The 20,792-nt window shown below is 70.9% G+C and carries 22 protein-coding genes; 9 read left to right on the top strand and 13 right to left on the bottom strand.

Going from position 1 to position 20,792, the window contains the following annotated elements; all coding sequences use genetic code 11:
* Window positions 1-3: 3 nt before the first annotated feature.
* Complete coding sequence (locus tag Q9R20_RS14725; protein ID WP_311250031.1) at window positions 4-1,038, bottom strand: iron-siderophore ABC transporter substrate-binding protein; 1,035 nt, start codon at window positions 1,036-1,038, stop codon at window positions 4-6.
* Window positions 1,039-1,272: 234 nt separating this feature from the next.
* On the opposite strand from Q9R20_RS14725, the gene Q9R20_RS14720 reads away from it, so the two are divergent.
* Complete coding sequence (locus tag Q9R20_RS14720) at window positions 1,273-2,871, top strand: ABC-F family ATP-binding cassette domain-containing protein (RefSeq protein WP_311250030.1); 1,599 nt, start codon at window positions 1,273-1,275, stop codon at window positions 2,869-2,871.
* Window positions 2,872-2,909: 38 nt separating this feature from the next.
* Here the strand turns inward: Q9R20_RS14720 and Q9R20_RS14715 are convergent, their stop codons facing one another.
* The 4 genes from Q9R20_RS14715 to Q9R20_RS14700 form a co-directional block, all read right to left on the bottom strand.
* Window positions 2,910-3,761 (bottom strand): SURF1 family protein, encoded by an 852-nt coding sequence (locus tag Q9R20_RS14715; protein ID WP_311250080.1) that lies wholly within the window; start codon window positions 3,759-3,761, stop codon window positions 2,910-2,912.
* Window positions 3,762-3,884: 123 nt separating this feature from the next.
* Window positions 3,885-4,091, bottom strand: coding sequence for a hypothetical protein (locus Q9R20_RS14710; RefSeq protein ID WP_311250029.1), 207 nt, complete (start codon window positions 4,089-4,091; stop codon window positions 3,885-3,887).
* On the bottom strand, window positions 4,088-4,459 hold the full coding sequence (locus Q9R20_RS14705) for a DUF3099 domain-containing protein (protein ID WP_311250028.1): 372 nt from the start codon (window positions 4,457-4,459) through the stop codon (window positions 4,088-4,090). The genes Q9R20_RS14710 and Q9R20_RS14705 overlap by 4 nt, the downstream gene beginning before the upstream one ends.
* Before the next feature lie 108 nt (window positions 4,460-4,567).
* A complete protein-coding gene (locus Q9R20_RS14700; RefSeq protein WP_311250027.1) occupies window positions 4,568-5,164 on the bottom strand; it encodes a DUF4190 domain-containing protein in 597 nt (198 codons plus the stop codon).
* A 133-nt stretch (window positions 5,165-5,297) separates the two neighbouring features.
* Here Q9R20_RS14700 and fabG point away from each other — a divergent pair, with 133 nt between their 5' ends.
* Entirely contained in the window at window positions 5,298-6,008 is a 711-nt protein-coding gene (fabG, locus tag Q9R20_RS14695) for a 3-oxoacyl-ACP reductase FabG (protein WP_295837681.1), read from the top strand.
* Between the two features lie 24 nt (window positions 6,009-6,032).
* Here fabG and Q9R20_RS14690 read toward each other — a convergent pair whose 3' ends face one another.
* The gene (locus Q9R20_RS14690) at window positions 6,033-6,710 is read right to left on the bottom strand and encodes an alpha/beta fold hydrolase (protein ID WP_311250026.1); all 678 of its coding nucleotides are present in this window, start codon (window positions 6,708-6,710) and stop codon (window positions 6,033-6,035) included.
* 98 nt (window positions 6,711-6,808) lie between these two features.
* On the bottom strand, window positions 6,809-7,450 hold the full coding sequence (gene serB / locus Q9R20_RS14685; RefSeq protein WP_311250025.1) for a phosphoserine phosphatase SerB: 642 nt from the start codon (window positions 7,448-7,450) through the stop codon (window positions 6,809-6,811).
* A gap of 124 nt (window positions 7,451-7,574) precedes the next feature.
* On the opposite strand from serB, the gene Q9R20_RS14680 reads away from it, so the two are divergent.
* On the top strand, window positions 7,575-8,048 hold the full coding sequence (locus Q9R20_RS14680) for an S-ribosylhomocysteine lyase (RefSeq protein ID WP_311250024.1): 474 nt from the start codon (window positions 7,575-7,577) through the stop codon (window positions 8,046-8,048).
* A 60-nt stretch (window positions 8,049-8,108) separates the two neighbouring features.
* Here the strand turns inward: Q9R20_RS14680 and glgC are convergent, their stop codons facing one another.
* Window positions 8,109-9,353 carry a glucose-1-phosphate adenylyltransferase gene (gene glgC, locus Q9R20_RS14675; RefSeq protein WP_311250023.1) on the bottom strand — a complete coding sequence of 415 codons (1,245 nt, stop codon included), beginning with the start codon at window positions 9,351-9,353 and terminating at the stop codon, window positions 8,109-8,111.
* Between the two features lie 76 nt (window positions 9,354-9,429).
* On the opposite strand from glgC, the gene glgA reads away from it, so the two are divergent.
* The 4 genes from glgA (at window position 9,430) to Q9R20_RS14655 (ending at window position 12,396) form a co-directional block, all read left to right on the top strand.
* On the top strand, window positions 9,430-10,620 hold the full coding sequence (gene glgA, locus Q9R20_RS14670; protein ID WP_311250022.1) for a glycogen synthase: 1,191 nt from the start codon (window positions 9,430-9,432) through the stop codon (window positions 10,618-10,620).
* A gap of 65 nt (window positions 10,621-10,685) precedes the next feature.
* Entirely contained in the window at window positions 10,686-11,468 is a 783-nt protein-coding gene (locus Q9R20_RS14665; RefSeq protein WP_311250021.1) for an ABC transporter ATP-binding protein, read from the top strand.
* A 112-nt stretch (window positions 11,469-11,580) separates the two neighbouring features.
* On the top strand, window positions 11,581-11,832 hold the full coding sequence (locus Q9R20_RS14660; RefSeq protein ID WP_013586710.1) for a type B 50S ribosomal protein L31: 252 nt from the start codon (window positions 11,581-11,583) through the stop codon (window positions 11,830-11,832).
* Between the two features lie 87 nt (window positions 11,833-11,919).
* The gene (locus Q9R20_RS14655) at window positions 11,920-12,396 is read left to right on the top strand and encodes a GNAT family N-acetyltransferase (RefSeq protein WP_311250020.1); all 477 of its coding nucleotides are present in this window, start codon (window positions 11,920-11,922) and stop codon (window positions 12,394-12,396) included.
* 8 nt (window positions 12,397-12,404) lie between these two features.
* On the opposite strand, the gene Q9R20_RS14650 is transcribed toward Q9R20_RS14655, so the two are convergent.
* From Q9R20_RS14650 to Q9R20_RS14640, 3 genes are all read right to left on the bottom strand, one after another.
* Complete coding sequence (locus Q9R20_RS14650; protein ID WP_311250019.1) at window positions 12,405-14,000, bottom strand: DUF222 domain-containing protein; 1,596 nt, start codon at window positions 13,998-14,000, stop codon at window positions 12,405-12,407.
* Between the two features lie 197 nt (window positions 14,001-14,197).
* A complete protein-coding gene (locus Q9R20_RS14645) occupies window positions 14,198-16,543 on the bottom strand; it encodes a M1 family aminopeptidase (protein ID WP_311250018.1) in 2,346 nt (781 codons plus the stop codon).
* Window positions 16,544-16,702: 159 nt separating this feature from the next.
* Complete coding sequence (locus Q9R20_RS14640; protein WP_311250017.1) at window positions 16,703-17,437, bottom strand: exonuclease domain-containing protein; 735 nt, start codon at window positions 17,435-17,437, stop codon at window positions 16,703-16,705.
* A gap of 214 nt (window positions 17,438-17,651) precedes the next feature.
* Here Q9R20_RS14640 and Q9R20_RS14635 point away from each other — a divergent pair, with 214 nt between their 5' ends.
* A complete protein-coding gene (locus Q9R20_RS14635) occupies window positions 17,652-18,524 on the top strand; it encodes an alpha/beta hydrolase (protein ID WP_311250016.1) in 873 nt (290 codons plus the stop codon).
* Between the two features lie 24 nt (window positions 18,525-18,548).
* Here Q9R20_RS14635 and Q9R20_RS14630 read toward each other — a convergent pair whose 3' ends face one another.
* Window positions 18,549-19,109, bottom strand: a complete 561-nt coding sequence (locus tag Q9R20_RS14630; protein WP_311250015.1) for a CGNR zinc finger domain-containing protein — start codon at window positions 19,107-19,109, stop codon at window positions 18,549-18,551.
* Between the two features lie 71 nt (window positions 19,110-19,180).
* Here Q9R20_RS14630 and Q9R20_RS14625 point away from each other — a divergent pair, with 71 nt between their 5' ends.
* Window positions 19,181-20,173: a DMT family transporter gene (locus Q9R20_RS14625; protein ID WP_311250014.1), complete on the top strand. Its 993-nt coding sequence runs from the start codon at window positions 19,181-19,183 to the stop codon at window positions 20,171-20,173.
* 26 nt (window positions 20,174-20,199) lie between these two features.
* On the opposite strand, the gene Q9R20_RS14620 is transcribed toward Q9R20_RS14625, so the two are convergent.
* The gene (locus tag Q9R20_RS14620) at window positions 20,200-20,673 is read right to left on the bottom strand and encodes an Lrp/AsnC family transcriptional regulator (RefSeq protein ID WP_295837648.1); all 474 of its coding nucleotides are present in this window, start codon (window positions 20,671-20,673) and stop codon (window positions 20,200-20,202) included.
* Window positions 20,674-20,792 lie beyond the last annotated feature (119 nt).

Raw genomic sequence — 20,792 nt, 5'->3', positions numbered from 1 at the left:
GCATCAGGACGCGGCCTTCTCGGCGGCCGCGCCGATGAGTCCGATGTACTCGTCGCCGTAGGTCGTGCCGATGTTGAGCGGGGTCGGGGTGATCGCCGACGACAGCGTGGAGCCGCTCTCGATCACGGCGATCGCGCCGTTCGCGACCGCCGGGATCTTCGACAGCAGCGGGTCCGCCTGCATCGCGGCGATCATGCCGTCGCTGCCGTACGCGGCCATCACCTGGACGTCGGCGAAGTTCTCGATCTGCTCGGTGCTGGGCGTGAACCAGAAGGTCTCCGACGCCGCCGACTCCGACGCGACGTACGACGACGGGGCGAGGCCCAGCTCCTCGAGGTAGCCCATGCGCGGGTCGAGGGTGTTGTAGAAGCCGAGCGTCGACAGGTTGGTCGGGTCGAAGTAGGTGAGAAGCGACTTCTTGCCCGCGATGGCGGGGTATTTCGCCGCCTCGTCGGTGATGTGCTTCTCCTTGTCGGCGACGATCTGCTCGGCCTCGTCCTTCAGACCGAGGGCCGTTCCGTCGAGAACGGTCATGTCCTGCCAGGTGGTGCCCCACGCGACGTCCTGGTAGGTGACGACCGGGGCGATCTTGCTCAGCGTGTCGTACTGCTCCTGCGTCATGCCGGAGTAGGCGGCCAGGATGACGTCGGGCTGCGCGTCCGCGATGGCCTCGTAGTCGTAGCCGTTGGTCTCGTCCATGAGCACGGGCGTCTCGGCCCCGAGCTCGGCGAGCTTGTCCTTCGTCCAGGGGAGGAGGCCGTCGCCGTCCTCGTCGCCGTACGTGACCTTCGGCATGGCGACCGGGACGACGCCGAGCGCCAGGGCGACGTCCTGATTGCCCCAGTCGACCGTGACGACCCGCTCCGGCTTGGCGGAGATGGTCGTCTCGCCGAACACGTTGCTGAGGGTCACGGGGAATTCGCCGGATGCCTCCGTCGAGTCCTCCTGGGCGCCCGGGGCGGCGGAGGTGCCGGCGCAGCCGGTGAGGACGAGGGCGGAACCGACGGCGAGTGCCGCCAGTGCGCGGAATCGGGACACGAAGAGCCTCCTGCGTGTTAGGTAAGGATAGGCTTAGTTTAGGTCAGGCTCCGGGTGAGAAAGCAAACCGGGCCGGTGAAGTGCCGGGTGAACGTCTCGACGGCGAGAGATCGGCATCCCGGTGCTTCGTCGATCCTGCGGCGGGGACTGTCGGCGGGCGTACGGGAAGCCGACTTATACTGGGTGGCTGGCCTCTTCGGCCTTTCCCCTTCCCCGACTGAACGGACGTTCGCTGTGCTCGCCGTGCACGACCTCGAGATCCGCGTGGGTGCCCGCGTGCTCATGTCCGACGTGGCGTTCCGCGTCTCCGACGGCGACAAGATCGGCCTCGTCGGGCGAAACGGTGCCGGTAAGACGACGCTGACCAAAGTGCTCGCCGGCGACCTGCTGCCCTCGAACGGCGGCGTCGATCGCTCGGGCGAACTCGGGTACCTGCCCCAGGACCCGCGCTCCGGCGACCCCGAGATGCTCGCCCGCACCCGCATCCTCGACGCCCGCGGGCTGGGATCGCTCGCCCTCGGGATGCAGGAGGCCTCGATGGCCATGGCCGACGACGACCCCAAGATCGCCGCGAAAGCGATGAAGAAGTACGCGAACTTCACCGAGCGGTTCGAAGCGGCAGGCGGCTACGCGGCCGAGGCCGAGGCGGCATCCATCGCCCACAACCTCTCGCTTCCCGACCGCATCCTCGATCAGCCGCTGAAGACCCTCTCGGGCGGTCAGCGGCGTCGCATCGAGCTCGCGCGCATCCTGTTCTCCGACGCGCAGACGATGATCCTCGACGAGCCGACCAACCACCTCGACGCCGACAGCGTCGTGTGGCTTCGCGAGTTCCTCAAGGGGTACAAGGGCGGGCTCATCGTGATCTCGCACGACGTCGAACTCGTGGGCGAGACGGTGAACCGGGTGTTCTACCTGGATGCCAACCGCCAGGTCATCGACGTCTACAACATGAACTGGAAGAACTACCTGCGCCAGCGGGTGGCCGACGAGGAGCGCCGCAAGAAGGAGCGCGCCAACGTCGAGAAGAAGGCCACGGCGCTGCAGCTGCAGGCCGCGCGCTTCGGAGCGAAGGCGTCGAAGGCCGCCGCCGCCCACCAGATGGTCGCGCGCGCCGAGAAGATGCTCTCGGGCCTCGACGATGTCCGCCAGGACGAGCGGGTCGCGAAGCTGCGGTTCCCCAAGCCCGCGCCCTGCGGCAAGACCCCGCTCATGGCGTCCGGTCTGTCGAAGTCGTACGGGTCGCTCGAGATCTTCACCGACGTCGACCTCGCGATCGATCGCGGGTCGCGCGTGGTCATCCTCGGGCTCAACGGTGCGGGCAAGACGACGCTGCTGCGCATCCTCGCCGGTGTCGACCAACCCGACACCGGTCAGCTCGAACCCGGACACGGTCTCAAGATCGGCTACTACGCGCAGGAGCACGAGAACCTCGACGTCGGTCGGTCCGTGCTCGAGAACATGATGTCGGCCGCTCCCCACATCACCGCGACCGAGGCGCGGAAGGTGCTGGGGTCGTTCCTGTTCGTCGGCGACGACGTGCTCAAGCCCGCCGGGGTGCTGTCGGGCGGCGAGAAGACGCGCCTGTCGCTCGCGACGCTCGTGGTGTCGTCGGCGAACATGCTGCTGCTCGACGAGCCCACGAACAACCTCGACCCCGCGTCGCGCGAGGAGATCCTGGGCGCCCTCGCCCACTACGAGGGCGCGGTCGTGCTCGTCTCGCACGACGAGGGCGCCGTGGAGGCGCTGAACCCCGAGCGCGTGCTCATCCTGCCCGACGGCGTCGAGGACATCTGGGGTCGCGACTACGCGGACCTGATCACGCTCGCCTGACCAGCCGTCCGCGGGGCGGATGCCGGTGCGTCCGCGCCTCAGCGAGCGTCGAGGAGGGCGTCCTCGTCGTCGGCGTCGCGATCGCGGGGGCGCTTGCGGGCGCGGTGCAGGGCGACCGGATCGACCCGGCGACGGCCCTCGACGGAGACCTCCGGGGCGGGGACCGGCAGTTCGTCGTCGTCCTCGTCGTCTTCCTCGCGGCGCAGTCGGCGTTCGCTGACGATCACGTAGGTGAGGAATCCGAAGCCCATGACGGCGAAGAGGATCCACTGTACCGCGTAGGACAGGTAGGGCCCGGGGTCGTCGCTGGGCGGATCGACGGGTGTCGGCGCGGTCGCCGGCGCCGGGTCCTCCGACATGAGCAGACCGTAGGCACCCTGCTCGATCGGACCGGTCTGCTCGGCGACCAGGCCGAGGTTGATGGTGGGGACCTGACCGGCTTCGGCGCTGCGGCCCGAGGTGGGCGCGGCCTCACCGGGCCGCAGGCGCACCTCGACGGTCACCGCGCCGGACGGCGGGGCGGGGATCTCGTCCGGCTCGGACTGGCGGTTGCCCGGGGGCAGCCAGCCGCGGTCGACGAGGAAGGTGCGGCCGTCGTCGAGGCGGAACGGCACGAGCTGCTCGAACGCGGCGGAACCGCCGTGCGCGCGGTTGCGGACCAGGAGCTGCTCGTCGGCGAGGTACTGCCCCTGCATGCGCACGGGACGCCATTCGTCGGCGGGGGTGAGCTCGGCCCCGGGGGCGAGCAGGTCGCCCAGGGCGACGGCGGGGGCGTCGTAGTTGTCGGCGACGAGCTGCAGCTGTTCGCTGCGCTCGGCGTTGCGTGAGAACTGCCAGTGCGACAGGAACCCGCAGGCGATCGCGAAGAGGATCGCGACGCCGACGTACATCGCCCAGCGCGCGGCGGCGGGCGTTTCGCGGCGGCTCACCGGAGCACCCCGCCGAGGGGGCGCGCGTTCACGTCGGTTCGTCCAGCCACGTCTTCCAGGGTACGTCGCACGTTGCGCTCGCGCTCACGCGCTCCCGTCGGAGAGTCCGGCGACCTCGACGGGGAAGTCGCGCGCGGCGAGGAATTCGCGCAGGTACGCCACGTGCTCGTCGCAGGCGACCCACGTCTTGCGGCGATCCGCGGAATGGATGCGGGGGTTGCGCCACCGGATGGCCCAGACGGCGACGTCGCGGCATCCGGCCCGCGAGCATTCGGCGGGCGTGTCGGTCACGAGCGGTCGTCGCGCGGGGGATCGATGCGCGGAGTCTCCGAGATACGGATGACCAGGGGCTCGTCGGACGCCGCCGCGGCGGCGGGGGCCGGACGGGGTGCCTCGAGAGCGCGTTCGGGGTTGACCGCCGTGGTCCGCGCCGCATCCTGACCGACGTTGGCGACGATGACGGCCAGGTAGGGGAGGAAGATCGCGCCGGCGGCGAAGACGAAGGTGTACCAGCCGTACGGCTGGACCACGGCCATCGCGATGAAGCACGCGATACGGATCCCCATCATCACCATGTACTTGGCGAAACGGTTGTCGGCGTCCTCCCGGGGAGCCTTGGGGAGCGACGTCGCGGATTGAGCGCGATGCGATGTCTTCACAGTGGTCTCAGGGTACGCCCGTCCGAGCGGGCCGGGCTCGTCTGCCTCGCGTTCTGTTCGACGTCGTGGCACCTCGGCGGATACCCCGGCCGAGGTGCCACGACGGTCTCAGATGCCCGAGTACGAGTAGCTGTTGCTCTCGTTGATGCCCACGGTGATCAGCACGATGATGAGGATGGTGAACAGCACCGCCAGCGCGACTCCCACGTAGCCGACGATCAGACCGGTCAATGCGAGCGGGCGGCCCTTCTCGCCGGTGGTCTTGATCTGGCGCAGCGAGATGTGCCCCATGATGACCGCCGCGATGGGCCCGATGAGGGGCAGGATGCCGACGAAACCGACGATGGCCGCCACGAGCGAGACGATCGACAGCACGTTCGTGCGCTCGGGGGCCGACCCGTAGCCGTAGGCGGGTGCGGGATAGCCCTGCGCGCCGTAGGTGGGCTGGCCGTACGTCGACTGCCCGTAGGCGGGCTGTGCGTAGCCGGACGCCGGCGCCGCGTCGGGCTGGCCGTATGCGGGGGTGTGCGGCGCACCGCTCGCGGGGGCGTCGTAGGGAGGGGTGGATGCCGCGGGCGCGGGCGCACCGTAGGGCGGCACCGGGCTCTGCGGGGCGTACGGGGAGGCGGGCGTCTCCTGACCCGGGGTCGCCTGTCCGCCGGTGTGGTCGGGGTGCTGGGGGTCGGTCGTACGGTCGTCGCTCACGGGATCCCTTTCGTCGTGCTCGCTCCAGCGTTCCAGCGGCCATCGACCCCTGTCAAACGTCGCGCCGCGGTTGCGACGGGGCGGGCTCGGTAGGCTGGGCCGGTTCCGTCCCCGCAAGCGCAGGAGTCACACCATGTCCCAGGACCGCGTCGTCGTCGTCACCGGAGGAAACCGGGGGATCGGTCGCGCCATCGCCGAGCGCTTCGTGGCCGAGGGGTGGAAGGTCGCCGTCACGGCCCGCTCGGGCGAGGGCCCCGAGGGAACGCTCACCGTGCGCGCCGACGTCACCGACGCCGCCGCCGTCGACACGGCCTTCGCCCAGGTGGAGGCCGAGCTCGGACCCATCGCCGTCGTCGTCGCCAACGCGGGGGTCACCAAGGACACCCTGCTGCTGCGCATGAGCGAGGACGACTTCGACAGCGTGGTGAACACCAACCTCGGCGGGGCGTTCCGCGTCGTCAAGCGCGCCTCGAAGGGCATGCTCAAGGCTCGCTGGGGTCGCGTCATCCTCATCTCGAGCGTCGTCGGTCTGTACGGCTCGGCGGGTCAGATCAACTACGCCGCGTCGAAGAGCGCCCTCGTCGGTTTCGCCCGCTCGCTCACGCGCGAGCTCGGCGGCCGCGGGATCACCGCGAACGTGGTGGCCCCGGGCTTCATCGAGACCGACATGACGGCCGAGCTGCCCGCGGACACCCAGGCCGAGTACAAGAAGAACATCCCGGCCGGGCGCTTCGCATCGCCCGACGAGGTCGCCGGCGTCGTCACGTGGCTCGCCGGCGACGACGCCGCCTACATCTCGGGTGCGGTCATCCCCGTCGACGGCGGCCTCGGCATGGGGCACTGAGTCCGAGCCCCGGCGCCTCGCGCGTCAGCGGATCGCGGTGACGAGCGTCTCGCGGAACCGTTCCGGCTGCGAGAACTGCGGCCAGTGGCCCGAGTGCAAGGTCACGACCTCGAGGCTCTCGACGCGGTCGACCTCGGCCGCATAGGCACCCCACTCGGCGAGGACGCGCGGGAGGGATTCGGCGTCGAGGCTGCCCGACAGGATGGTGACGGGAACGCCGAACCTCCGCTCGTCGGCCAGCGACAGCGCCGAGCTCGGCACGCGTCCGGGTACGTCGACGACCTGCCGGGCGGTGCGTCGGCGTGTCTCGTCGTCGAGGTCGGACACGTCGTCGTCGTCGAAGAAACCCCACCCGGGGAACGGCACCACCCCGTCGACGACGGGGAACTCCGAGATCATCGCGCCCGGGTGCGGGACGATCGTGTCGACGAGGACGACCCGGGAGACGCGGTCGGGGCGACGGTCGGCGGCCCCCCACACGACGTTGCCGCCGCCGGAATGGCCGACGAGCACGACGGGGTCGTCGAAGCGGTCGATCTGCGTGACGACCGCTTCGACCCAGTCGTCGATGACGAGGTCGCCGGCGGCGGGGCCGGGCAGGGTGAGCGGGTGGGCGCGATGACCCGCCGCGTCGAGAGCGGGGACCACCTCGTCCCACGATGACGCATCGAGCCAGAGTCCGGGTATGAGCAGAACGTCCATGCTGCGAGGGTAGGACGAGGCTCCGACATCGGCGAGGGGGTGTGCGGATAGGTCGCGCCCGGCGCGGTGCATGCGAAGCGACCCCGCCCCGCCCGGCGTCAGCGGGGGAGGAGCGAGATGACCTGCGCGAGGTCGACCGGCCCGATCACGAGGTCGGCGCGTTCGCGCACGGCGGGCTTGGCGTTGAAGGCGAGACCGAGACCGGCCACCGCCATCATCTCGAGATCGTTCGCGCCGTCTCCGATGGCGAAGGTCGCCGCGAGGGGGACGCCGTGCTGCTCGGCCCAGCGACGGAGGGTGTCGGCCTTGGCCGTGGCATCCACGATGTCGCCGTCGACCTCGCCGGTGAGGGCGCCTTCGTCGGCGACCAGACGGTTCGCGCGCCAGACGTCGACTCCGAGATCGGGGGCGACGGTGTCGAGCACCTCGTGGAAGCCGCCCGAGACGACCCCGACGACGCCTCCGCGCGCGTGCACCGCGTCGATCAGTTCGCGCACGCCCGGGGTCGGTTCGATGCGTGCGATCGCGCGGGCGAACGCCTCGACGGGGACCCCGGCGAGTTCCCGCACGCGCGAGCGCAGGCTCGCGGCGAAATCGACCTCGCCGCGCATCGCCGCCTCGGTTGCCGCGGCCACCTCGGCGCCGCGCCCGGCCTCATCGGCGAGGAGTTCGATGACCTCGTTGCGGATCAGCGTGGAGTCGGCGTCGAGGACGACGAGGAAACGGGCGGTCGCAGGCACGCGCTCCACGCTAGCGGCAATCACGGACCGGTCCGCACGTCGCGGAACGTCACGCATCAGAGCGACGTCGGTGCCGCCGCGTAGGCTTCTGCGGTACCCCCGCTTCCTCAGAAGGGATCTCTCCATGGCCGACGTCGAAAGCTTCACCCTGGATCACACCGCCGTGCAGGCGCCGTACGTTCGTCTCATCGGCACCGAGTCGGGGCCGCGCGGCGACGTCATCTCCAACTTCGATCTGCGTCTGGTCCAGCCCAACGTGCAGGAGATCCCCACCGCCGGCCTGCACACCATCGAGCACCTCCTGGCGAGCCTGGTGCGCGACCGCATCGACGGCCTCATCGACATCTCGCCGTTCGGCTGCCGCACGGGCTTCCACGTGATCATGTGGGGCGAGCCCGAGGTGTCGGCCCTCGTCGACGCCATCTCCGACTCGCTGCGCGCGATCGCGGAGGACGTGCAGTGGGACGACGTCCCCGGCACCGACGCCTTCAGCTGCGGCAACTACCGCGACCACAGCCTGCACACGGCGAAGGAGTGGTCGAAGGAGGTCCTCGCCAAGGGCATCTCGCGCGACGCGTTCGAGCGCGTGGGGGTCTGAGAGAGCACCCACGGAAAGGGGCGGTGACCGTGGTGGTCACCGCCCCTTTCCGTCTACAGCTCAGGCGTGGACGTAGACGTCCTTACCGACGACGGTGATGCCCGTCTCGGTGACGGTGAAGCCCCGGGCGAGGTCGCGCTCGCGGTCGACGCCGATGGTGGCGCCCGGCTCGAGGACGACGTTCTTGTCGAGGATCGCGCGATGGATGCGCGCTCCCGCGCCCACCTGCACGCTGTCGAAGAGCACCGAGTCGGTGATCGTCGAGCCCCCGCCGGCGAGCGCCCATGGGCCGACGACGCTGCGCTCGAGGTGCGTTCCCGACAGCACCGAACCCAACGACACGATCGAATCGATCGCGTTGCCGATGCGCCCGACCGAGTCGCGCACGAACTTCGCCGGCGGGGCGTTGAACGTCTGCGAGTAGATCGGCCAGTCGTTGTTGTAGAGGTTGAAGACGGGCAGGGTCGAGATGAGGTCCATGTGCGCGTCGTAGAACGACTCGATCGTGCCCACGTCGCGCCAGTACGACTGGTCGCGCGGCGTCGAGCCGGGCACGTCGTTGCGGTTGAAGTCGTAGACGGCGGCTTCCCCGCGGTTCACGAAGTAGGGCACGATGTCGCCGCCCATGTCGTGCGCGGAGGTCGGCAGCTCGCCGTCGTGGGTGACGGCGTCGACGAGCGCGTCGGCGTCGAAGATGTAGTTGCCCATCGAGGCCAGCACCTCGTGGGGCGCGTCGGCCAGGCCCTCCGGGTTCTGCGGCTTCTCGAGGAAGGCGCGGATCTTCGTGGGGTCGGTGGGATCGGTGTCGATCACACCGAACTGGTTCGCGAGCGAGATGGGCTGACGGATGCCGGCGACCGTCGCTCGCGCGTCGGAGGCGATGTGGGCGTCGAGCATCTGCTTGAAGTCCATGCGGTACACGTGGTCCGCACCGATGACGACGACGATGTCGGGCTTCTCGTCGCGGATGAGGTTCATCGACTGCAGGATGGCGTCGGCCGAGCCGGAGAACCAGCGCTTGCCGAGGCGCTGCTGCGCCGGGACCGAGGCGACGTACGCGCCGAGCATCGGCGACATGCGCCAGGTCTGCGAGATATGGCGGTCGAGGCTGTGCGACTTGTACTGCGTGAGGACCACGAGCTGGCGGAGACCCGAATTGATGAGGTTCGAGATCGCGAAATCGATCAGGCGGTACTGACCGCCGAAGGGGACGGCGGGTTTGGCGCGATCCGCCGTCAGGGGCATGAGTCGCTTTCCCTCGCCGCCGGCGAGGATGATTCCGAAGACCTTCGGCGCTGCAGGCATGGCACAACACTAGGGGTCGTGGAGGCGTGCAGGTAGACGTTCCCGGCGCGCCGCGCGCTGTACTACGGTTCGTCTCATGCGCGTCGACATCGTGACCAAGGAGTACCCGCCGGAGATCTACGGGGGAGCCGGGGTCCACGCCACCGAGCTGGTCAAGGCGCTGCGCGCCGAGGGCACCGAGGTGCAGGTGCGCGCCTTCGGCGCGGACCGCGACGCGGCGGACACGACCTCCTACGGCGTCCCTTCGGAGTTGGCGTCGGCGAACGGCGCGATCCAGACCCTGGGCACCGATCTCGAGATCGTCTCCGACGTCGCGGGTGCCGACGTGGTGCACTCGCACACCTGGTACGCGAACTTCGCCGGGCACCTGGCATCCCTCCTCCACGGCATCCCGCACGTGGTCACCGCGCACAGCCTCGAACCGCTGCGGCCCTGGAAGGCCGAGCAGCTCGGGGGCGGCTACGCCGTGTCGAGCTACATCGAGAAGACCGCGTACGAGGGCGCGGCGGCGGTCGTTGCGGTCAGCTCAGGGATGCGCGACGACATCCTGCGCAGCTACCCCGCGCTCGACCCCGCCAAGGTGCGGGTCATCTACAACGGCATCGACACCGAGTCGTGGCATCCGGTGAGCGACGACGCCTTCCTCGAGTCGGTGGGGATCGACCCGGCGCGGCCCTCGGTCGTGTTCGTCGGGCGCATCACCCGGCAGAAGGGGCTGCCCTACCTGCTGCGCGCGGCCGAGCAGCTGCCGCCCGAGGTGCAGCTGATCCTGTGCGCCGGAGCGCCCGACACCCCCCAGATCATGGCGGAGGTGCAGGAGCTCGTCCGGGGTCTGCAGGCCACCCGCGACGGGGTCGTGTGGATCGAGCGGCTGCTCCCGCGCGACGAGCTGTGCGCGATCCTCACCGCGGCGACGACGTTCGTGTGCCCGTCCGTGTACGAGCCGCTGGGCATCGTCAACCTCGAGGCCATGGCGTGCGGCGCGGCCGTCGTGGGAACGGCGACCGGCGGCATCCCCGAGGTGGTCGTCGACGGCGTGACCGGTCGTCTCGTGCCGATCGATCAGGTCCAGGACGGCACCGGCACCCCCGTCGACCCCGAGCGCTTCGTCGATGATCTCGCGCGAGTGCTCACGGAGGTCGTCGGGGATGCCGAGAAGGCGCGCGCCTATGGCGAAGCCGGGCGTCGGCGCGCGGTCGAGGACTTCAGCTGGGCCGCGATCGCTCAGGAGACGGCTGCGCTGTACGCGGAGGTCGCGGGGAAGTAACGACGTCGGAGCGCGCGCCGCCGCGTCGCACCGGAACCGGCCTCTCCCGCCGTTAGGCTGGCTGCATGCCCCAGGTTCTCGAGTTCTCCGACGTCGTCGTCCGCCGGAACGCACGGGACATCGTGTCCCACCTCGACTGGACGGTGACCGACGACCAGCGCTGGGTCGTGCTCGGCCCCAACGGCGCCGGCAAGACCACCGTGCTCCAGCTCGCCGACACGCTCCTGCACCCCACCTCGGGCGCGGTGACGATCCTCGGCGAGCGTCTCGGCCGCAGCGACGTGTTCGAGCTGCGCCCCCGCATCGGCTTCGCCTCCTCGGCGATGGCACGCCGCGTGCCGCCCGAGGAGTCGGTGCTCGATGTCGTGCTCACCGCCGCCTTCTCGGTCGTCGGACGCTGGCGCGAGGCCTACGACGACATCGACGAGCGACGCGCGCTGCGGGTGCTCGCCGAATGGAAACTGGACCACCTCGCCGACCGCACGTTCGGCACGCTCAGCGACGGCGAGCAGAAGCGCGTGCAGATCGCCCGCGCCGTCATGACCGATCCCGAGCTGCTGCTCCTCGACGAGCCGACCGCGAGCCTCGACCTCGGAGCCCGCGAAGAGCTGCTGGCGCTGCTGTCGGGGTACGCGCAGGCCCCCACCACACCGGCCATGGTCATGGTGACGCACCACGTCGAGGAGATCCCCGTCGGCTTCACGCACGTGCTGCTGTTGCGCGACGGCGAGGCCGTGGCATCCGGACCGCTCGAGGAAGCGCTCACGGCCGAGAACCTCTCGAAGACGTTCGGGCTCGAGATCACGCTGACGCACGAAGCTGGTCGATACGCCGCACGCGCGGTCTGAGGTCGGGCGCGAATGTGCGCGCGACCCTGGTAGACTCTTCCGTTGGTGCTTCGGCGCCGCAGACTTTGACGTCCTGGCAGAATCCAGGGCACCACTTCTCAAAGGACCTCCCATGAAGACTGACATCCACCCCACGTACAAGGCCGTCGTGTTCCGCGACCTCGGTTCGGGCGACACGTTCCTCACCCGTTCGACCGTGTCCAGCGACAAGACGATCGAGCTCGACGGCGTGGAGTACCCCGTCATCGACGTGGAGATCTCGTCCGCTTCGCACCCGTTCTACACGGGTAAGCAGCGCATCATGGACTCGGCCGGTCGCGTCGAGAAGTTCAACCAGCGCTTCAAGAACTTCGGCGGTCGTTGATCCGCAGCGGTTCCGCTCGACAGCCCTCCGTCCTCCGGGACGGGGGGCTGTTTCGTTGCCCCGACGGGCTGCGTGTTGGATGGAGGGGTGGACCTCGAACCCTGTGAAGCGGCGGACGTCGAGGCGCTGCGCTCGTTCCTCGCCGACATGGACCTCACCACGAGCGGCCTGGACGCCGCTGGGGTGCGGCTCTGGATCGAACGCGACGCGCGGGGAGCCGTCGTCGGCAGCACGGGCTACGAGCTGAGCGCGGACGGGTGCCATGCGCTCGTCCGCAGCGTGGCGGTCGCCCCGGAAGAACGGTCGCGCGGCCGCGGCGGCGCGCTGGCTCGATACGCGATGGACCGGGCGGCTGCGGAAGGGGCGCGGACGGCATGGCTCTTCAGCCGGCGGTCGGGCCCGTTCTGGCAGGGACTGGGCTTCCGTCCGGCGGATCGCGACGAGCTCGCCCGGGTACTCCCCGACGCACGGCAGGTGCGGGCGTTCCGCGAGAGCGGGCAACTGCTGCGCGAAGTGGCGTGGGCGCGGGAGCTCGGGGCGGGATCCGCGTCGGTCGCGGACTGAGACCGGGGTCAGAAGGGCGGCGGATCCGTGTCGAAGACGGCCCTCGACGGCGAGGTCCACCGTCGTCGGCCGTCCGCGGGATCTCGGAAGAGCGCCCATCGCGTGCCGTGCCGCACCCGGTGATGGTGACGGCACTCCGGATCGAGGTTGTCGTCGTTCGTAGTTCCACCGTCGGCCCAGGCGGTGCGGTGGTCGATGTCGCACTCGCGTGCCGGGCGGGCGCACCCGGGGAAGACGCACGTGGGAGAGCTGACGCCGAGCCAGCGACGGAGCGCCGCGGGGACGCGATACGTCGTTCGATCGAGCACGAGCGGCGCGCCGGTGACGGGGTGGGTGAGCACGCGGATCCAGGAGCTCGCTCCGCCGGCGAGACGACGGGCGGTGTCGAGGTCGATCGGGCCGTAGCCCTCGAGGGTCGCGGGCTCGGCGTCGCGACCGAGAAGCGTGAGCGCCGGAACCGTGACGACGATGGTCGCCGGGGGAGCTTCGCGGAAGGTCCGCGAGCTCGTCCGCGCCTCGGGCGCGGGTGTGTCCGTCGCGCTCTCGACGGAACAGGTCGTCGTCGGGGCGGTGGTGGCCGCGTCGACGCTCGCGTCCTGAGTCATCGTCACCAGGTCGCAGAGTGCGTCCGCGCGCAGCTGGGCGAGAGTGCGTTCCTCGTCGGCGACGACCGCGAGGTGCCGCGCGGCGCGGTCGAGCCGCGACATCATGGCGCGGGCCCGATCGGCCGGGAGCAGCGCGTGCACCGATGCCATGCCGTCGAGCTCCGCGGTCATCCACACACCGCGGTCCTGGACGGCGCGGCGGTGTCGGGTCTCGATCGACTCGGCGTGCACGCGCTCGCGGATGGCCCGCGCAGCGATGGCGAACTTCGCGGGGGTGAGGGCGAGAGCTCGTGAACAGGCCTCGTCGTCGAAGACGGCCAGCGCGTCGAGGTCGCCGGCGGGGAGGGTCGCGGCCAGCCGGGCTGCCTCGACGGCGTGCCTCTCGGACAGGCGCCCCTCGCCGAAGGCCGCCCAGATCTTCGGGCAACCGGTCATCAGGGTTCGCGCGTGGGCGGCGCGCACACGCACGGTGTGCTCGGACAGCCGCAGACGGACCGCGATCTCGGCGACGGCGGCGCGCTCGGCGAGATCGACGCGATCACGCTGAACCGCCCGGATCGTGCGTCGGCGGGCGTCGCGCCAGGCGCGGTCGGTCGTGGGGTCGGGACCGACCCACGGTGTCGGGTCGAAGGCGGCGTCGTCGAGGATCGCGAGGATCAGGCGGTACTCCTCGGCGGTGGCCCGATGGCGGTCCGCGGCGACACCCTCGAGCCGGCCCAGTCGGGCGTCGATGTCTCCGGCGGCCGCTGTTGCGCCATCGCTGGTTGCCGCCGAGAGCGGGTCGGGCGCGAACATCGCCTCGTGCTCTCCCGCCTCGGAGCAGCGGACCCGTTCGCGCGACGGAGGCTCGGCATCCGGCCACCAGTCGCGGTCGCCCTGCTCGCGGAAGGCCGCCCACTCGGCGTCGAGGTCGAGCTCGTCATCGCGCGGCCACGGTGCTCCGTCGCACTCGCGGAACACCGGCGTCGGCCGGTCTGCGGGAGGCGCGGTGCGGGTCATGCGGAGACGGTATCCGGGACCTCCGACATCGAGCGCGGGAGCCGGCCCCGCCGCGGGAACCGACCTGATGGGAGGCGTCTTTCGGTCGGACGAGAGGTGATCCGACCGGCCGAGGAAGGGCGAGTCGCGGAACCTACCCCCGACGACGAACGCCCCCGCCCCGGCGAACCGGTGCGGGGGCGTTCCTCACTCGAGGATCAGGCGGCGTCCGCGCCGCGGGCCGTCCGCCGGCGACGCACGGCGATCACCGACAGGACCGCCCCGGTCAGGAGCGCTCCGCTCGCCCAGAGCACCGCCGCCAGCGGCGCCTCCGTTCCCGTCCGACCGAGCTCCCCGCGCACGGCCGCCGGAGCGGTCGACGTCGAGGGCGAGGCCGAGGGCGTCGGACCCGCCGCCGCCACGATCGGACCGAACGGTGCACTCGTCCGCGTCTCGTCGAGGTAGCCGGCGAGGCTTCCCGTGACGCTCACGGACACCGTGCGGCCGGCCGCATCGGACGGGACGACGAACGTCGAGGACGTGGCATCCGGGATCGCGGTGCCGTCGACGGCCCAGGCGTACGCGAACGCGGTGCCGTCGGTCCACCCGGGGGTGGTCGCGGTGAGCGTCGCTCCCACCTCTGCGGCGCCGGTCACCACGGGCGCTGCGGCGTCCACGGGGTATTCCTGCACCGCGAGCGTGCTCGCACAGGTCGCGCACGTCCCACCGAGGCTGACGGCGGCCTCGGTGGTCAGCGCACCGCCCGAGGCGTCGTCGGAGACCGTCACGTCGAACGACACCTCGGCGGTCGAGCCGGGATCGGCCGAGGGGATCGTCCAGAGCAGGTCGTCGCCGGTCAGGCTCACCCCTGTCGGCAGCGCGGTCCTGTCGATCGAGGCGCGGTCCAGGATGCCGCTCAGGTCCAGCGACGCGGTCGAGGAGGCGAGCGGGACGAGACCGGTGTTCTCCGCGCGGAGGGTGTACGTCGCCACCTCGCCGCGCTCCAGCGGAGCGGTCGCCGCGGTGGAGAGGGAGAGCGCGAACTGGTCGGGCCACGCGGGCTTGTCGGCATCCAGGATCCAGTCCCGGTAGAACGCCTGCAGGTCGCGGCCGGACAGCTCCTCGGCGAGGGCGAGGAGATCGGCTCCGGTCGTGCTCGTGCCGGCGTGGCGGATCTGCCACTGCTTCACGACGTCGAAGAAGGCGTCGTCGCCGATCGCCACGCGCAGCGCCGCCCAGAACTGCGCGGATCGGTCGTAGGTCTGATAGCCGTAGAGGGAGGCGGAGTCGGTCTGGGCGCCCGGGGCGATCGACCAGTCGCCGTCGCCCGCGGGGACGGCTTCCCACGCTTCGAACTGGGCGTCGCGCGATGCCGGGCCCGTTCCGAACCCGTCCTTCCCGGCGTAGAAGCTCTCGGACCAGGTGGCCATGCCCTCGGCGACCCAGATGTCGGTCCACGTGGTGGGCGAGACGTTGTTGCCGTACCACTGGTGCGCGAGCTCGTGCACGAGGGTGCTGAAGCCGATCCGGGTGGGGAAGAACGAGCGGTCCTGAGTCTCGAGGGCGTAGCTGATGCCCCGGGGAACCCGGTCGACGACGACACCGGCGCTGCGCCCGGGGTAGGGGCCATAGATCGACTCGAGGTTGCGGATGATCGGCCCGAGCTGGTCGACCGCGCTGGTGACCGTGGCTTTGTTCGCGGCCGTCGAGGTCGAGTCGACGAACGACCACGCCGGGATCGTGCCGCCGTCGCTCAGCGTCACCGAGGACTCGATGACGTCGTAGCGGCCGATCGAGATGATCAGCAGCTCGGATGCCATCTGCTTCGTCTGCCGCCACTGCCAGGTCGTGCGGGTGCCGTCGCCCGACGGGGTCCGCGAGAGCAGCTCGCCGTTGCTGACCGCGGCGGCCGGCGCCGCTCCCGCGCCCGTCGCGTCGGCGAGGGTCGAGGGGACGTCGAGGGAGATCGAGTACGTCGCCTTGTCTCCGGGGGTGTTGTTGTGGGGGAAGCCGGTCATGTTCCCGACGGGCTGCCCCAGCATCGTCGCTCCGTCGCTGGTCGCGTTCCAACCCTCGTACGAGCCGTCGGCGTCGATGTGCGCCTGAGGCACGCCGTGGTAGGCGACGGTGACGCGGAACTCACCGCTGACCGGGGCCGCCGGAGTCACGATGAGCTTGTGCCGGATCGCCGCGGCGTCGTCGTCGCGCTGCCACGCGGCCGGGACGCCGTCGACGGTCACCGTGTCGACGACGAGGCCCTCGAAGTCCAGCGAGAAGGAGCGCAGGGGCTCGGCGGCGCGCGCCGTCATGGTCGAGGTCGCGACCACCGATCCCGCCACGACCGAGCCGCTCTGGGTGGCGTCGGGGGTCCACGACAGGTCGATGTCGTAGTCGAGGGCGTCGTAGCCGCCGTTGCCCACGTTCGGGAACATCGCGTCGCCCGCGGTTCGGGCACCGTCGACGGAGTCGGCCGCGAGAGCCGGCGGCACGGGGGCGCAGACAAGGCCGGTGGCGAGCAGAGCCGCCCCGAGGGTGAGGAGAGGGCGCGGGGGAGCGTGGCGCATGAGTGGTGTCGTCCGTTCGGGGGGCTGTGCTCGGCGCGACCCGCCGAGATGGTCGTCGCCACCGTAGGGGCGTCACGTTTCGGCGACGTGTCGATCGAAGGCGCGATCGGTCACAGGGGATGCATAGCGGCGCGACGTCGCCGGCCTGCGCCGCCCGGCTCACCGGATCGGCCACGCCCCGTCGACCGGCGGAGCGGCGGCGTCTAGTCGGCCGATCCCGACGAAGTACTCGGTGAGGCTGGCGGCCTGGGCGCGGGCCCACGCGATCTGGCGCGTGTGCAGTTCGTCGAGGGTCGGCGGCATCCACGGTCCGAAGCGCTCCGCGAGGGCGAGGGCGAGACGACCGGCGGCGACGGCGTCGGCGCAGGCTTCGTGCGCCGACTCGAGAGGTACCGCGTAGTGCTCGGCGACGACGGCGAGGGTGCGCTTGCCGCGCCGGTAGCGGTCGTAGGTCTTGTCGACGACGAGCGGGTCGATCACCGGAGACGGTGCGTGGATGGGCGCGACGCCGTGACGGACGGCCTCGTTCTTCAACAGCGAGAAGTCGAACGGAGCGTTGTAGGCCACCACGGGGATGCCCGCGGCGAACAACGCGCTCAGCGCCTCGACGACCTCGGCGACCACCCGCGGGGCGGGCGCGCCCTCTGCGCGCGCCTGCGCGGTCGTGATGCCGTGGATGGCCGCAGCCCCGGCCGGGATGTCGACACCCGGATCGGCGAGCCAATCGCGCGCGTCGACCACGCGACCGTCGACGTCGAGCACGCCCACGTGGGCCGTGACGATGCGGTCGTTCTCGACGTCGATCCCCGTCGTCTCGAGGTCGAACACGCCGATCAGGCGCGCCCACTCGGGCGTCTGGAAGAGGGGGAGCGGCTCGGCCTGCCACGTGGTCATGCGCTCACCGTAGAGGGGGCCTCCGACACGGCGGCCGAGGCGCGCAGCGCGAGCCCCGGGGCGGACCCCGCGACGGCGGTGAGCGCGAGGGCTCCGGGCGGGAGGGGATTCGGCGGAGGGAGGACGAAAGGGGCCCCGTCTACCCTCCTTCCGCGGACTCTCCTCCCCGGCGGCTCGACGCCGTCCGCGCGGACCGCCCTCGTAGACTCGACGGGTGCCGAACCCGTATGCCGAACGCCTCGCCGAGATCCCCGTCGTCCGCCGCGAGGTGCGCGTGCTCGGCGGCACCACGGCGTACTGGGTGTACGGCGACGACTCCGCCGAGACGACGATCGTCGCGGTGCACGGGTTCCGCGGCGAGCACCACGGTCTCGACCCGGTCGTGGCGCACCTGCCCGGCATCCGGGTCGTCTCGCCCGACCTGCCCGGGTTCGGTGAGACCGCGCCGCTTTCCGGGCGTGCGCACGACCTCGACACCTATGCCGCGTGGCTGCGCGCGTTCGTCGAGGACGTCGCTCCGGATGCCGTCGTGCTCGGCCACTCGTTCGGGTCGATCGTGTCGGCGGCCGCCGTGGCGGGTGGGCTGGCGACGCCGCGGCTCATCCTGGTGAACCCGATCGGCGCTCCCGCTCTCGAGGGGCCGCGCGGCATCCTCACCCGACTCGCGGTGTTCTACTACCTCGCCGGCGCGAAGCTCCCGCGACCGCTCGGCGAAGCGCTGCTGCGCAACGGCCTCATCGTGCGCGTGATGAGCAACGCCATGGCGAAGACGCGCGATGCCGACCTGCGTCGCTTCGTGCACGAGCAGCACGACGAGTACTTCTCGCGCTTCGCCGACCGCGATGTGCTGCACGAGGCGTTCGTGACGAGCGTGTCGCACGACGTCCGCGAATTCGCCCCGCGTATCACCCAGCCGACGCTCCTCATCGCCGCCGAGAAGGACGACATCACCCCCATCGAGGCCGAGCGTCACCTGGCCACGCTGTTCCCCGACGCCGAGCTGGTCGAGATCGCCGACGTCGGACACCTGATCCATTACGAGACGCCGCAGGCCGCGGCATCCGCCATCCGCGCCTTCCTCGGCTGAGGCGGCAGCGCCCCGGATCCGCTCTCAGGCGCTCTCCTCGGCCCTCCGCTTGCGATAGGCGTGCACGTTCATGCGGTTGCCGCAGTTGCCGCTGTCGCAGTATCGCTTCGATCCGTTCTTCGAGAAGTCCACGTACACGCCGTCGCAGTCGTCGGCGTCGCACACGCGCACCCGCGCGTACTCGTCGGCGCGGATGACGTCGACGAAGGCCATCGCCGTCTCCACGAGCATGCGCTGCGCGAGCGCGTCCGACTCGTCGGTGGCGTGGATGTGCCAGTCGAACTCGTCGTGACGGACGAGCTGGGGCAGGGCCCGCCCGTCGCGCAGCATGGCGTTGACCAGGGGGACGGCGGCATCCCGATCGACGCTCCACAACCTCTGGATGCGCGACCGGATGCCGCGGACCGCGGCGAGCTCGCGATCGTCGCGCGTGCGCGAACCGGTGTAGGTGTGCCGGTCGGCGAAGTCGTCGAGCTCGGCCGTGGTGGTGAGCGTGTCGACGCCGCTGACCTCCGTGTGGGGCAGCGTGTTGACGAGTTCGACCGTGGCGCGCAGCACCAGCTCGGTGTCACGGATGAAGACCATGTTGACTCCTGACAGGGCGAGGTCGTACTGTCACGAGTGTAAACGCTCTTCACTCCTGACAGCAGGCTCGCATGACCACGTCGACCGTCGCCCTCCCTCGCCCCACACACCGCGCCTCCGGCGCCGTCACGGGGTTGCTCATCGCGCTCGCCTCCGCACTGGCGTTCTCCTCGAGCGGCCCCTTCGTGAAACCCCTCCTCGACGGCGGCTGGTCGCTCGGCGCGGTGCTGCTGGTGCGCATGGGCACGGCCGCCCTGCTGCTGTCTCCCGCGCTCATCCTCGCGGTGCGCCGCCAGCGCGGGTTCCTCCGCCGCCACGGTCTGCTCATCGCCGCGTTCGGCCTGACCGCGGTCGCGGGGTGCCAGCTGTTCTACTTCGCCGCCATGCAACGGATGCCGGTGGCCGTCGCCCTGCTCATCCAGTACATCGCGCCGGTCCTCATCGTCATCGCCGTGTGGGTGCGCACCCGCCGAGCGCCCTCCCGAGCCGTGCTGGTGGGTTCGGTCGTCGCGATGCTGGGCCTCGTCCTCGTCGTCGACATCAGCGGCGCGCGCTTCGACCTGCTCGGTACCGTCTTCGCGCTGTGCGCCGCCGTGTGCGCCGCGGCGTACTTCGTCATCGCCGGCCGCGCGGGCGACGACCTCCCCCCTCTCGCCTTGGCCGCCGGCGGACTGCTCACCGGGACCCTGCTCATGGCGGTGCTCGTCGTGAGCGGCATCCTGCCCTTCGCCGCGCCCTCGATCACCGTGACGCTCGTGGGGCTCGAGGTTCCCGGCATCCTGCCCCTGCTGTGGGTCGGCGCGGTGGCGACCACCCTCGGCTACGCGCTCGGGGTGATCGCGGTCCCGCGGATCGGCTCGCGGCTGGCGTCGTTCGTCGGGCTCAGCGAGGTGCTCTTCGCGCTCGGTTTCGCCTGGCTGCTGCTGGGGGAGACGCCGGCGCCGATCCAGTTCGTCGGCGGCGCGCTCATCCTCGTGGGCGTGGTCCTCGTGCGGCTGGATGCCGGCAGCCCGACCGAGCAGAAGACGGAGACGGCGAGCATCCCGGTGGTGCCGGCGCCGTAGCGCGCGGTTCGAGCCCGGGGCGGTCGCTAGATGTCCTCGCGGGCCAGCTGCATCAGCGGGCCCACGCGGTAGCCGATGACCTCGCCCATCACGAGCGAGGTCTCGGTGCGCTCGACACCCTCGATGGCGAGGATGCGCGCGTCGGTGTCGAACAGGTGCTGCGTGTCGCGGCAGGCCACGCGCACGAGCAGGTCGACCTGACCGCTCAGCCCGTGCGCCTGCAGCACCTCGGGGACCTTCGCGAGCTCCTCGCGGATCGCGGGGAGCTCCGCCTGCCGCACGGTCACCTGGAGGAACGCTTCGATGGGGAACCCGAGCGCCTCGGCCGAGAGGGTGCGTTCGAAGGAGAGGAAGACGCCTCCGCGTTCGAGGCGGCTCATGCGCGCCTGGACCGTGTTGCGCGAGAGGCCGAGCTTCTCGGCGAGCGCGACGACGGTGGCGCGCGGATCGGCGGACAGGGCGCGGAGGAGGTCGAGGTCGACCGCGTCGAGCTTGCTCATGGTGCGAAACATTAGCAGTGCCTAGGTGCGGCGCAATGGGCACTGTGCTCAATATGACGACGAGGTCTTGAGCGGGGTGCATTCCGCGCGTACCGTCGCCCGCATCGGCGCCGTTGCCG

Origin of the sequence: Microbacterium sp. PRF11 (assembly GCF_031844085.1) — a bacterium.
Taxonomy (GTDB): domain Bacteria; phylum Actinomycetota; class Actinomycetes; order Actinomycetales; family Microbacteriaceae; genus Microbacterium.
Note: the sequence above shows the minus strand (reverse complement) of the source record. Positions and strands in the feature narration are given on the sequence as shown.

Coding starts and splice junctions, on each gene's coding strand:
- Q9R20_RS14715 (WP_311250080.1), bottom strand. CDS start 3,761: ATGTACGTCGGCGTCGCGATCCTCTTCGCGATCGCCTGCGGGTTCCTG.
- fabG (WP_295837681.1), top strand. CDS start 5,298: ATGTCCCAGGACCGCGTCGTCGTCGTCACCGGAGGAAACCGGGGGATC.
- Q9R20_RS14690 (WP_311250026.1), bottom strand. CDS start 6,710: ATGGACGTTCTGCTCATACCCGGACTCTGGCTCGATGCGTCATCGTGG.
- Q9R20_RS14680 (WP_311250024.1), top strand. CDS start 7,575: ATGGCCGACGTCGAAAGCTTCACCCTGGATCACACCGCCGTGCAGGCG.
- glgC (WP_311250023.1), bottom strand. CDS start 9,353: ATGCCTGCAGCGCCGAAGGTCTTCGGAATCATCCTCGCCGGCGGCGAG.
- glgA (WP_311250022.1), top strand. CDS start 9,430: ATGCGCGTCGACATCGTGACCAAGGAGTACCCGCCGGAGATCTACGGG.
- Q9R20_RS14665 (WP_311250021.1), top strand. CDS start 10,686: ATGCCCCAGGTTCTCGAGTTCTCCGACGTCGTCGTCCGCCGGAACGCA.
- Q9R20_RS14660 (WP_013586710.1), top strand. CDS start 11,581: ATGAAGACTGACATCCACCCCACGTACAAGGCCGTCGTGTTCCGCGAC.
- Q9R20_RS14650 (WP_311250019.1), bottom strand. CDS start 14,000: ATGACCCGCACCGCGCCTCCCGCAGACCGGCCGACGCCGGTGTTCCGC.
- Q9R20_RS14645 (WP_311250018.1), bottom strand. CDS start 16,543: ATGCGCCACGCTCCCCCGCGCCCTCTCCTCACCCTCGGGGCGGCTCTG.
- Q9R20_RS14640 (WP_311250017.1), bottom strand. CDS start 17,437: ATGACCACGTGGCAGGCCGAGCCGCTCCCCCTCTTCCAGACGCCCGAG.
- Q9R20_RS14630 (WP_311250015.1), bottom strand. CDS start 19,109: ATGGTCTTCATCCGTGACACCGAGCTGGTGCTGCGCGCCACGGTCGAA.
- Q9R20_RS14625 (WP_311250014.1), top strand. CDS start 19,181: ATGACCACGTCGACCGTCGCCCTCCCTCGCCCCACACACCGCGCCTCC.
- Q9R20_RS14620 (WP_295837648.1), bottom strand. CDS start 20,673: ATGAGCAAGCTCGACGCGGTCGACCTCGACCTCCTCCGCGCCCTGTCC.